A 12251-nucleotide genomic window follows, 5' to 3' on the forward strand; every position below is an offset into this window, starting at 1 on the left:
GGCCTGCAGGTTGTTGGCTGCGAGCTTGGCGTTGAGATCGTTCAGCGACTTGACCTGTCCTGTCCCTAGACCGAACGTGATGCTGGTCGCCGTGCCACCTCCTGTCGCGCCGACCGTCAAGGTCTGACCCGACAAGCCGTCGCCGACAGCAGTCAGCCCGAGCTTGCCCAAGGTGCCGGTGCTGCCCGAGAGCGTCAATCCCGCCGCCGGAGGCGTCAGGGTGATCGCACCCGCGGTGATCGACGCGGTCACGCCGGTCTGGGTCTGGATCGCCGACAGCAGGTTGCTGACGCTGTCGCCGATGCCGATGTTGGTGCCGGACGAGGACGTGCCGGTGACGAAGGTGAAGGTGGTGCCGTTGACGACCAGCGTCTCACCGGAGGTGATGCCGGTGGCGAGGTTGTTCGACGCGGTGCCCGCCGTGCCCGACAGCTTGGTCGAGCCGGTGATCGCCGCCGGGGTGGTGTTGTCGTTCTGCACGACCGAACCGGTCACAGCCGTCGAGCTGGAGCCGAGCAGGTCGGTGGCGCTCGCCCCGGTCAGAGCCGCGGAGGTGACATTCGACTTGGTGGAGTAGCCCACCGCGCTCTGCAGCACCTGGTTGGCGATCGACTTGGCGCTGTCGACGAGCTTCTGCAGCGAGGTGATGCCGGTGTTGGCGGCCTGCAGCACCTGCACGCCGTTGCCGATGCCGTCGAGCAGATTGGAGATGTCGGAAGCGCGGTTGTCGAGACCCTGGGCGGTGAAGAAGTTGGTCGGATTGTCGAGCGCCGAGTTGACCTTCTTGCCCGTGGAGAGATTGTTCTGGGTGGTGGCGAGGAGCTGAGCCGTCGACTGAAGCGACAGCAGATTCTGGCGCACCGACGCCGAGAGGACGATACCTGACATTTTCATACCCTTCTGGTGTGAAATAAACCCCGATCCCTTCGAGATCAGGGTGCAGCCCAGGTCGATTTGAACGACCCCGGACGACGGGCGTCACGGTGAATGGCAGTGGCTAACAAACGCTGAAGGGCTGTGGTGCGCAGCCGCCTCAATCAGCGGAACAGGCGCATCGGCGCGGCTCATTGCCGCGTCATCGCGCAAGAACGCCCTTTGAAAAGGCTCGTTGATTCAACAAACGCGCCCGTCGTTCACAACGCGTCAACCACCTTTGGAAAGGTTTCGACACGCGCGGCGACATTCTGCCGGCGGTCGTCATCGACCAGCGGACGACGCCGAGATGCGGTTTGCGCTCAGAGCGCCAGCGGCGGCGCATCGACCTCGATCAACGGCGTGAGACCGGCCGCGCGCTGGCGGCCGAACATGAGGACCGCCGCAATCAGCCGGTCGATGTCGCTCGTCCCGGTACGATGATTGACGATCGCGGCACGGATCGCCAGCCGTCCGTCGAGCATCGTGGTCGACGGCGCGGCGAGGCCGGATTCGTGGATGTCGGCGACGATCTCGCCGTTGAGCGCATCGGCATCGTCGGCACGATAGCGGAAGCAGACGATGTTGAGATTGACCGGCGCCAGCAGCTCGAGCTCGGGCTCGGCGCGCACCCGCGCCTCCAGATGGCGCGCGAGCTCGCAGCTTCGCGCGATCACGGCGCCGAGCGCGTCCGTGCCGAACGTCCTCAGCGTGAACCAGGTCTTCAGCGCCCGGAAGCCGCGCGACAGATCAGGACCGAGATCGCAGGGCCACTCGGTGCCCGCCGCGAGACCACGGGTTTCGCGGCGCAGATAGGCGGCCGGCGAGGCGAAGGCGTCGCGATGCTTGGTGCCATCGCGCACCAGCAGGAAGCCCGCATCGTAGGGCACCTGCCCCCATTTGTGAAAATCCAGCGCAATCGAATCCGCCTGCTCGATGCCGGCGAGCTTCGGTGCGAGCTCCGGGGACAGCATCGCGAGCGCACCGAAGGCGCCGTCGACGTGAAACCAGAGCCCCTCGGCACGACAGAGCTCGGCAATATCAGCGAGGTCGTCGATGGCGCCGATATCGACGGTGCCAGCGGAGGCGACGACAAGAAACGGATGCAGTCCCGCGGCGCGATCGCGCGCGATCGCGGTCCGCAGCTCGCCGACGTCGACGCGATGTGCGGCATCCACCGCGATGCAGCCGAGCGCGTCGCTGCCCAGCCCGCAGACGTCCATCGCCTTGGCGATGCAGCCATGCGCCGCCTTCGAGGTGTAGGCGCGCAAGCGCCGGCCGTCATCACCGAGGCCGGCGTTGCGAACCGACGCGCCGAGCGCGGCGCGTCGCGCCACCAGCACCGCCATCAGGTTCGCCATCGACGTGCCGGTGACGAAGATGCCGCTCGCGCTTGCCGGAAAGCCGAACAGCTGGCGCATCCAGTCGACGACCTGCCGCTCGATCTCGATCGGTGCGTGGTCGCGGCCGCCGAGATTGGCGTTCAGTCCGGCAGCCAGCATCTCGGCGAGCATGCCGACCACGGTGCCGCCGCCATGCACCCAGCCCATGAAGCCGGGATGCACGTTGCCGGTCGCGTAGGGAACGACGAGCTCGCCGAAATCCCGATAGACCTCGGCGAGATCCGTCGGCGCATGCGGCAGCACGCTGCGAAAGCTCTGCCGCGTCGCAGGCGACATCGGCTGCCATACCGGCCGGTCGCGGATATCAGCGACATAGTCGATCATGTCATCGAGCATGCGATGACCGAGCGCGCGCATCTCGTCCCAATGTTGCGGATCGAGCGTCTCCGCCGTCCGCGATGCAGGATCGATGCGCAGCCCGGCGGTCACGCCGCCTGCTCCGCCCGCGACGCGGCGCGCTTGTCGATCATGGCCGCGAAGGCCGCGAAGATCTTCTGCATCTGCGGCGGCTTGTAGGGGAAGACCTCCGGCGAATCCATGTTGTGGACGACGGCCGTGTTGTCGGCCTCGAACACCAGCAGCGCGCCGTCCCTGGTCTCGGCGCAGTCGATGATGAAATAATCGAGGCCGACGCGCGCGGCGATCGCATCGAGCACGCTGCGGTGACGGCGGCCGAAGCCGATATCGAAGGTCTGCATGAAGGTCGCCTCTTCGAGGCGCTTGCTCTCGCTGCCGGCCATGTTGGCGTTGAGGTACCAGATGTCCCAGCGCCGCGCGATCGCCATGTGGCAGGCGTAGGCCGTGCCGTCGACGAACACGATGCGGTACTTGCGGAACTGGCCGTCCTCGCTGGCATAGTCGACGAAGCGCGAGACGAAGAATTCCTGCTCGTCGCGCTCGTCGAGATAGAGCGACAGCTCGAGCGGCTCGTCGATCTTCTCGAGGCCGACGCCGGCATGCGAGCCGCGCGGCCGGACAATGACCGGGAAGGCGAGCGAGTGGTCGACGTCCGTGATCCATTCGCGCTCGTCGGCGATCTCGATCAGACGCTCGCGGTCGACGGGGATGGTCGCCGGAATGGTAAGCCCGTCGATGCCGGCCAGCAGCGCATGCAGCTTGTCGCGATCGAGATGCCAGATCCGCTCCGGCGGATTCAGCAGCGGACGCGGCCAGCGCGCCGCGACGGCATCGATCTCGCGCAGCGCGTGCTGACAATCCTCGGAATCGGAGGCGATGACGATGGCGACGTCATGAGCGGGCAAAGGCGCCAGCAGGTCCGCGCCCGGAACGACATAGAGCAGCAGCAGCTCGATGTCGCTGTCCTCGAGCAGGAACTCGATCGGCGTGTTGCTGCCCATGTCGGTGGCCGCAGCGAGCGCGAGCACGCGCAGCCGCGGCGTCGCACTGTTGCTGGCAACGCGGTAGAGCTGCTGCGACTGCAGAACGTCGTACTGGATCGCGAGCCCGGACGATTTCTCGCCGATGAGCTGCGCGATCAGCGCGAGATCGAGCCCCTCGCCCGGCTGCGCGCGGCCGTCGAGCAGCTTGGCGAGCAAGGCGGCCCACATCGGTTTCAGGTCCTGGCCGTCGAAGGCGGCCTTGGCGAGCTTGGCCATGCCGATCCGGTCGGCACATCCTGCGTCGGTGGCGTCGGCCAGCGCGAGCAAATCAGTCGGCATTGCAGATGTCCCTGAGATCCTGGCTGCTCAGATCCGATACGAGCAGCTCTGTTTTGGCGACGATGTCGGCGATGCGGTCGATGTCGGAATCGAGATTGACCCGGGCGGCGGTGACGTCGTCGCACCACGCGTCCGTCACCTGGCGCGCGCCGATGCACAGCCGCAGCGCGGCCGTCGGCGCCTCGCCCGCGCGTTCGATCCGCACCGGCTGGCCGATCAGGCACTGGCGCGCGGCAACCTCGGCCGCGCGTCCGCTGAAGCCGTTGCCGAGGTCGCGCTGCAGCGCGCGATACACCGCCTGCGTCTCACCGAGGCCGAGCGGTCCGCCATCGCGCTGGAGCGCGAACGGGAAGATGGTGGGAAAGCCGAATTCGCCATCGCTCCCATCCTGCGCGGGGACGCGGGTGGTGATCGGACGCAGCACCGGCGACAGCATCAGCAGGCTTTCGATCGACTCGCCGAGCTGCCGGATCGCCATCCGACGGAACGTCTCGGGCACGGCGTGATACGCCGCGATCTCCGCCAGCGCGGCTTCCCAGCGCAGCCATTGGCCGATATTGGCGCGCGGCGCGGTGCGCGCGCGCAGATCCGTCCAGGCGAGCGGCCAATCGCTGCGATTGACGTAGTCGAACAGGCCGGGCGCGATCGGATGCCCGCTGCGCAGCGCAGCCGCTGCGGCCGCGGGCACCAGCAGCGCGCCGCTGAAGGCGGGGCCGCCGAAGAACTTCGAGCCCGTGACGAGCACCAGATGGCCGCGCTCGAGATGATCGCGCAGCCGCGCCGCGCCGAGCCGCATCTGGCAGGCATCGACGACGACCTGGACGCGCCCCGGCCAGCGCCGCGCCACCTCGTCCAGGCAGGCCATGTCCGGCGCGCGCCAGCCGAGCTTGGAGGAATCCATGACCTGCAGCAAGACGCTACGACCGTTCCGCACCAGCGCCTCGACGCTGTCGAGCACCTCGGCGTCGATATCAGCGCGCGGCTGCATCGATGCGCCGTCGAGCAGCGGCAGCGACACGGCGTCGCCCGAAAGCCCGTCGATCGGAGTGTTCATTCGCACCGCCAGACCGTTGGCCGTCCGCGTGCTGAAATGGTGTCCCCGGGCGCTCGTGGCGGTGCCGCTGCCGGTCTGGTCGCCGCCGACGACGATGCTCGTGACGGCCTCACCCAGCACCGCCCGTACGAGCGCCAGCGCATGCAGTTGCGAGTCGGTGCCGGACGGCGAGAACACGATGTCGACCTCGTCGGCAAGGCCGAGATATCCACGCAATTCGCAGCGCATCTCCTCGGTGCGCCGGTCGAGCGCCGCGTCGAGGCCGAGCGAGATCGCCGCATGCATCAGTTGCTCGCGCGCCAGCTCGACACGCGCATAGGCGCGTTCCGAAATCGGCGAGGCCGTGCTCGATGCGAAGCACAGCACATCGGGTTCGGGCGACGGCCCGCAGCCATAGACGTTGCGGCCCCAGGGGCGATCGAGCGCCAGGCGGGTGTCGCCGCCGTCGATCAGGAGATCGCCGAGCAAGGCAAACAGATCACGCAGTCCGGTCGCGGCGCCCTGCTCGCGCCGGTCGATCGGGGATGGGTGAGAGATGTGCGACCGGGTTGCCGCCGGGGTCATCGCGCGGATCATCAGGCTGCGTCGGCCGTGGCAGCGGTGGGAACCGCCACCGCCGACGCGAATTGCGAGGCGACATTGCCGTGGAACACGGACGGACCAACATGATCGAGCCGGCTGTCGAGATCGGCCCAGATCTCACCGCCGAGATCGGTCCATCGCCGGCAAAACGCAAAATCCTCGCTGAGATAGGTGCCCGTCTCAGGATCGATCATGCATTCGAACAGCGCGAAGCGGTTCGGGCAGCCGGCCAGCGCGTCCTGCGAATGCTCGCGGAAGAACTGCAGCGGCGCGTAGGCCGGGTGCGCGATCATTGCCTCGACGACGCGGCGGCGGATCATCAGGAAGCCGGTGCCGGCATAGCGCACGCGGGTGAAGCCGTTGACCACCGCGACGTGATCCGGATTGTCGATCTCCAGCACGTAGTCGAGCGACGCCGCCGGCACGTCCATCCGGTTGTCGTTGATGGCGCGGCGTGCCTTGTTCCAATTGACCTTCTTGACCGGATAGACACCGGCGACCATGTCGCCGCCGGACTCGATCAGCCGGAACACCTGCCTTGGCGTGAAGCCGATGTCCGCATCGACGAACAACAGATGCGTGGCCGAGGGATCATTGAGGAACAGGGTGACCAGATTCGCCCTCGCCCGGGTGATCAGCGCATCACCGTCGCGCATGTGGACGGTCAGGTCGACGTTCGAGGTGGCGCGCAACTCGCGCTGCAGGGCGAAGATCGAGCTCGCATAGATGCTCGACACCTGGCCACCGAAGCATGGTGTCGCGATCACCAGGTGAATGCGCTCGTCGGTTCCGTCACTCACGTCCGCCTCCAGACAAAGAGGCTCTCGCCCCAGATCTGAACAAAAGCTAAAGAGACGTGGTTAACGAAAACCTAACCGCCGCCCCCGGGGCGCTACAGATATTTCACGAGCGTGAGCTGGGCCAGCATCGCCGTCGTCTGGTAGGACGCCTGGAGGTTGGTCTGCAGCTGCAGGATCTGGCTCGCCACCTCCTGCTGCGAGATGCCCTCGGTCTGGTCGACCATGCTCTGCATCGCGGCCTTGGCCTGGGTCTGACGCGCCGTGGCGTCTTTCATCGTGGTCTGGGCGTTGGCGAAATCGGTCTGGATGTCCGAGATCGACTGCTGACCGAGCTGCGGCGTCAGGTTGGCGGCGATGCGCTGGCTGAGCGCGCCGATCTGCTGCGGCGCATTCGCTCCCGCCGGCGGCGTGTTGACGGCGGCGTAGACCGCGGTCTGTTGCACGAGGTTGCGGATCGCGAACTCGTTGCCCTGGGCGCCGAACTGAATGCTCTGCGCGGTGTCGATCCGGATGGTCGCGCTCGACCGCGCCGAGCCGGGACCGCTGTTGCCGGTGTACCAGGCGACGGTGTTGGCCGACCCGTTGACGAGGCTGGTCGCCGACCCCAGCGGCGAGCCGGAGACGCGCAAGGGCGGCGTCGCCGCCGTCACCGTGCCGGAGAAGCCCAGCGCCGCGAACGCACCCGCGTTCGAGCTCGACACCGAGAAGCTGGCGGCGTCGTCGGTGCGCAAGGTGATCACGCCGCCGCTGATCGTCGACGGCTTCGACGTGCCACTGAGCGTGTCGATCTTAGACAGCAGCGTCTGCACGCTGTCGCCGACGTTGATCTGGTTGTTGCCGTTGGCGCCGGAGGCGACGAAGGTCAGCGTCTGCCCATTGACGGTGATGGTATCGCCGGCGGTGAAATTGGTCGCGATCGAATCGCTGCTGAGCGGTCCCGACAGCAGCGTCGCGCCGGTGATCGGCGCGGGCGTCGCGGCCTTGTTGTTGACGGCCGTTCCCGAAACGGAGCTCGCCGTGTTGAAGAAATTGTCACCGGCGACGATTGCCGAGGCGGCGGTCAGCGAGGTGTTGGCCAGGGTCGACAGCGCCGTGTTGAGCGCCGCGTTGAGATTGGCGGAGGTGGCCGCCGGCGTCGCACCGATGGCGAACGTATTGGTCGGCGCCGGCGTCGTGGTCGACGCCGTCAGCTTGATCGATTCCGAGGTGCCGTCGGGCAGCTTGAAGGTGAAGCTGATCTGGTCGCCCGCATTCGGATTGCCCGCCGTGAGGTCGACCGAAATGCCCGCAGGCGAGCCGGACGGTCCGGTCACCGTGGCGTTGGTGAGCGACGAAGTCACGCCGCTCAGCTTGAAGCCGAACGGCGAGCCGGCGACGTCCTCCGCCAGCGTGATCGGCATCGTGGCCGACGCCGAAAGGTTGAGACGCCCGAGACCGTTGAGCCCGAGATCGGCCTGCTGCCGCTCGGCGATAACCTGCTTCAGGCCTGCCTGCGTCGTGGTGCCGTTCAGGATGTCGTCGGCCGACGCGATCGCCGGCCGGTCGGTGGCGCTGCCGGAGAAAATGTAGCGATCGCCGACCTGGGTGTTGAGGATGCCAGTGATGGCCGACAGGTTGGACAGCGCCGTCAACTGTCCCGTGGTCTGGCCCGTGCTGGTCAGGTTCTGCGGCGTCGCCGAGGCGCCGCTCTGGACCTGGTCATGAATCTTGGACAGCGACTGCAGCGAGGTATTGACCGCGCCGATCACGGTATTGACGTGGGTCATCGTCAGCGTGAAGGCCGAGATGTTCGAGAGCTGCGCTCGCGCCGCGATCGCGAACCCCTCGTCGGGCCCCATGCCGGCGTAGTTGTTCGCCTTGACGCCGCTCGAGAGCTGCGTGGAAAGGTCCGCGAGCTGGTTCGAGATGTTCCGCACGGACAGGCCGAGCAGGGAATTTCCGTAATTGACACTGCTGATCGACATCTTACACGCGCCTCACTAAAATGCCTGGAGCAGGCTCTGCATCATGCTTTGCACGACCGACATGATATGGGCGTTGGCCGCATAGGTGTTCTGGACCTGGATCAGGTTGGACATCTCGCTGTCCATGTTGACCCCCGCCGTGCTCTGGAACTTCTCCTTCAGCGTGCTGACCACGACGCTCTGGCCCTGGCTGAGCTGGGTCGCCAGCGTCGAGGCACTGCCCTGCTGGCTGACGAACTGCTGCAGATAGCCGGACACCGTGCCCTGGAACGGCTGCGCCGCCGAGCCAAGGCCGGTGGTTGGCGAGTAGCTGAAGGTCGCCGAGGTCAGCTGCGCGAACAGGAAGTCCGGCCGCGTCGGGTCGCCGGCCGCGGTCTGCGGCGAGGTCGAATAGGTCGACAGCTTGGTCGGATCGTTGAGCAGCGCCGGATTGACGTTGAGCCGCCCGGCGAGACCCGTCATCTGCGAGCCGGTCGAGGTGATCGCACCGGTGTAGAGCGCGCCGCCGTCGGTGAAGACCGGCAGTTGCGCGTTGCCGCTGGCGAGCGTCTGCACCGTGGTGGTGGCCGAGGCCGCCTTGACCGTCGCCTGGCTGGTGCCGTCATCGGTGATGCGCAGCGTCGTGCCGGATGGATTGGCAAACTGCAGATGCGCGCCACCGAGCGCGCTGTTGAGCTGCGACACCACCGAGGCCATGCCGAGCGAGAAGTCGACGCCGACATAGGACGGGTTGGCACCGGTGGCATTCCGCAGCGGCAGCGCCGCTGGATCGTTGACGTTGACGATCTTGACCTGGCGCTGGACGTTGCTCGAATCCGTGTAGGTCAGATTGATGGTATTGCCCGCCAGCAGCCCGGTGGTCGAGACGTCGAAGCCGGCCGGCGGACCGGTCACCGCGGTGCCCGCCGTGGTCTTGTCGGACAGCGCCGAGGCCATCGTCGCCGCGAGTTGGTCGACCTGGGTCTGCGCCTGCACCAGGGTCTGGTCGCGCAGCTTGAGATCGGCCGCGATCTGCCCCGAGTTCAGGAGATTGTTCGACACGACGTCGAGCGATACGCCGTTCGACAGCTTGATGTTGAGCTGCCCGACGCCGGTCTTGGTCGGATCGCTGCTGTAGAGCGAGGTGGCGTCGAGCGTCCCCGGCGACGAGAAGGTGAACTCCGAGCTGAGGCCTGCGCCGACCAGCTGGATGCCGGAATTGGTGAACACGCTCGTGCCGTTGGTCGCATCCGAGACGACACGGATGTCGACGTATTTGGACAGCGTGTCGATGGCGTTGTCACGCTGGTCCTGCAACGTCGCCGACAGCGGGTCGGATGGGCTGAGCCCCTGCAGCTGCATGTTCAGCGTCGCGATCTGCTTGATCGCGGCATTCGCCTGCGTGACCGAATTGCCGATGTCCTGCTCGACATTGGTGCGCAGGGTCTGGATGCCCTTGGTGGTCGCGTTGAGCTGCAGCGCCACGCCCTGCGCCGCCGACAGCGCCACCGACTGCGCCGACTGGTTGCTCGGATTGTTCGACAGCGACTGCAGCGCCGTCGTGAAATTGTTCAGCGCCGTCTCGAGCGTGCCGCTGCCGCCGGGCGTACCGTACACGGTTTGCAGCTGACCCAGGATGTTGGCCATCTGATTGGCATAGGTCCCGCCCGAGGTCTCGGTGCGGAGCTGGTTCTGGACGAACAAATCGAGCTGACGGTTGACGCCCGTCGTCGTCACCGTCGAGCCGAAGCCGCCGCTGGCGACCTCGATCTGGTTCGGGTTCTGCGCGACATAGCCGGGCGTGTTCGCGTTGGCGACGTTCGAGGAGATGATCGAGAGCGCGGCCTGCGTCGAACGCAGGCCGGACATCGCGGTGGCGAGGGCAGAACTCAAACCCATGTTCGGTAGCCTTGTGTCAATTCAACTGCCACGTCTCAGCGCGATCAGCGCAGCACGTTCAGAAGATCCTGCACCATCGAATTGGCCGTCGTGATCACCTTGGTGTTGGCCGAATAGGCCTGCTGGGTCACGATCAGCTTGGTGAACTCGTCGGCGATGTCGGTGTTGGAGCCTTCCAGCGAGCCGCCCGATATCTTGCCGGTCGCGCCGATGATGGCCTGGCCGGACTGGTCGGTCGCCTCATAGGCGCCGCCGTCGAGCGCCTTCAGGTAGTTGGTGCCGTTGAAGTGCGACAGCGTGACCTGCGCCAGGTTGATGGTCTGGCCGTTGGAGAAGGTGCCGGTGACGACGCCGCTGTTGTTGACGGCGACCGACTGCAGCTGGCCGGCGGCGAAGCCGTTCTGATTGATCTGGTTGATGGTCGCCGAGCCGATCGTGCTCGCATATTGCGTCAGCGCGCCCGAGGAGATGTTGAGGCTGACGGTGCCGAGCGTGGTGCCGTCGACCACGACGTTGGGAATGGAGATGTTGGAGGTCGTCGGCGACACCAGCGAGCCGTCGGAGGCGAACACGAAATTGGTGCCGACGTTCTGCCACGCCACCGTCGAGCCGGTCGCGTTCGAGTCGGTCTGGTAGAACAGGTTCCAGGTGTCCTTGTGGCCCGTGCCGAGCGTCGAGCTGTCGACCTTGCCCCAGCGCAGCTGCACGTTCACCGGCGTGCCCGACGAGTTGTAGGCCGTGACCGCGCCGCCCGAGATCGTCTCGTTGTTGAAGTTGGTGAGATCATTGCCGATCACGATGCCGGTGCCGGGACTCGCCGTGCGCGTCAGCGCCACAGGTGACGTGAGGCCGAGCGCGGTGAAACCCGGGGAGGCACTGCTCAAGTTCCAGTCCTCGCCGCTGCCGGAATGCAGCGTGATCTTGCCGGCGGTGATGGTCGGCTGCACGCCGGTGACGGTCGCGATCTTCGCCAACAGCGTGCCGACGGAGTCGCCGACATTGATCTGGGTACCCGAGGCGCCGGAGGCGACGAAGGTGAAGGTGACGACGTCGCCGGCGCTGCCGGTCAGGGTAATGGTGTCGCCGGCGGTGAAGTTGCTCGAGATCGAGTCGCCGCTGGCTCCGCTCAACAATGTCGAGGTCGTGATCTGCGCCGGGACCTTGTTCATGGCGGTGGCGCCGGTCACGGTGGAGTCGGCATAGAAGTTGGTGCCGACCGGCAGCGGCACGTTGGAGAGATCGGCCGAGTTGAGGCCGCCGGCCGCGACCAGCGTGCCGGTCGCAGCATTGCCGCTCGCTGCGGTCTTCGGCTGCGTCGGCAGGTTGGCGGCGTACTGGATCGCGGTGGTCGCCTGCGCCGGCACGAAGTTGTTGGCGAACTGCAGCACGGTCGGCACGTTGCCGGTGGCGTTGCCGGTCTTCGGATCGACCGCGACGCCCATCAGGTAATAGCCGGCGCCGTTGATCAGGTTGCCGTTGGCGTTGAGCTGGAAGTCGCCGCGGCGGGTGTAGTTGGTGACGCCGGTGAAGACCGGCACGTTGTCGACGACCGAGGAGGCCTTCTGCACGTTGAAGAAGCCATCGCCGTTGATCGCCATGTTGGTGGCGACCGAGGACGTCGAGACGGTGCCCTGGGTGGTGATGGTGGCCTTGGCGAAGGCGGTGACGCCGCCGGCATTCTGGCGCGTGGGGTTGGTGGCGTTCGGGATGAGGTCTTCGAAGCTGGTGCCGATGCCCTTGTAGCCGACGGTCGACGCGTTCGCGATGTTACCGGAAATGTTCTGCAGCGCGAATGATTGAGCGGACAGACCGCTCACCGAAGTGTTCATCGCGTCGAAGATACCCATACCAATCTCTCCACTGTGATGCCGGCGGCGGGGTCGGCCCGCACCGCGTTTCGTGGAGAGCTGTCGCAATCGCTGTGCCAGATGTGAAAATGCTGCGAAATCAGCAGGTTGGAAAACAACAACGTAAAAAAA

7 protein-coding genes and 1 pseudogene are annotated in these 12251 nt (G+C 66.4%); all 8 read right to left on the reverse strand.

Annotated elements, in window-relative coordinates; translation table 11 throughout:
* Nucleotides 1–888, reverse strand: a pseudogene (locus QX132_RS15930) (flagellar protein); the annotation flags it as partial.
* Between the two features lie 347 nt (nucleotides 889–1235).
* Nucleotides 1236–2672, reverse strand: a complete 1437-nt coding sequence (locus tag QX132_RS15935) for an aspartate aminotransferase family protein (RefSeq protein WP_316162094.1) — start codon at nucleotides 2670–2672, stop codon at nucleotides 1236–1238.
* A gap of 68 nt (nucleotides 2673–2740) precedes the next feature.
* Nucleotides 2741–3931, reverse strand: coding sequence for a hypothetical protein (locus tag QX132_RS15940; protein ID WP_315739127.1), 1191 nt, complete (start codon nucleotides 3929–3931; stop codon nucleotides 2741–2743).
* A 52-nt stretch (nucleotides 3932–3983) separates the two neighbouring features.
* Entirely contained in the window at nucleotides 3984–5612 is a 1629-nt protein-coding gene (locus QX132_RS15945) for a hypothetical protein (protein ID WP_316161877.1), read from the reverse strand.
* 11 nt (nucleotides 5613–5623) lie between these two features.
* On the reverse strand, nucleotides 5624–6430 hold the full coding sequence (locus QX132_RS15950; protein ID WP_316161878.1) for a hypothetical protein: 807 nt from the start codon (nucleotides 6428–6430) through the stop codon (nucleotides 5624–5626).
* 92 nt (nucleotides 6431–6522) lie between these two features.
* A complete protein-coding gene (locus QX132_RS15955; protein WP_316161880.1) occupies nucleotides 6523–8394 on the reverse strand; it encodes a flagellar protein in 1872 nt (623 codons plus the stop codon).
* Nucleotides 8395–8409: 15 nt separating this feature from the next.
* Nucleotides 8410–10272 (reverse strand): flagellar hook-associated protein FlgK, encoded by a 1863-nt coding sequence (gene flgK / locus QX132_RS15960; protein ID WP_315738802.1) that lies wholly within the window; start codon nucleotides 10270–10272, stop codon nucleotides 8410–8412.
* 44 nt (nucleotides 10273–10316) lie between these two features.
* A complete protein-coding gene (locus tag QX132_RS15965; protein WP_315777184.1) occupies nucleotides 10317–12119 on the reverse strand; it encodes a flagellar hook-basal body complex protein in 1803 nt (600 codons plus the stop codon).
* Between the last annotated feature and the right edge of the window lie 132 nt (nucleotides 12120–12251).

Origin of the sequence: Bradyrhizobium sp. SZCCHNRI20481 (assembly GCF_032485055.1) — a bacterium.
In the GTDB taxonomy this organism is placed as follows: domain Bacteria; phylum Pseudomonadota; class Alphaproteobacteria; order Rhizobiales; family Xanthobacteraceae; genus Bradyrhizobium.

Bases quoted from the DNA above. Each gene is read 5' to 3' on its own strand.
- QX132_RS15935 (WP_316162094.1), bottom strand. From the start codon at position 2,672: ATGCGCGCGCTCGGTCATCGCATGCTCGATGACATGATCGACTATGTC.
- QX132_RS15940 (WP_315739127.1), bottom strand. From the start codon at position 3,931: ATGGCCAAGCTCGCCAAGGCCGCCTTCGACGGCCAGGACCTGAAACCG.
- QX132_RS15945 (WP_316161877.1), bottom strand. From the start codon at position 5,612: ATGACCCCGGCGGCAACCCGGTCGCACATCTCTCACCCATCCCCGATC.
- QX132_RS15955 (WP_316161880.1), bottom strand. From the start codon at position 8,394: ATGTCGATCAGCAGTGTCAATTACGGAAATTCCCTGCTCGGCCTGTCC.
- flgK (WP_315738802.1), bottom strand. From the start codon at position 10,272: ATGGGTTTGAGTTCTGCCCTCGCCACCGCGATGTCCGGCCTGCGTTCG.
- QX132_RS15965 (WP_315777184.1), bottom strand. From the start codon at position 12,119: ATGGGTATCTTCGACGCGATGAACACTTCGGTGAGCGGTCTGTCCGCT.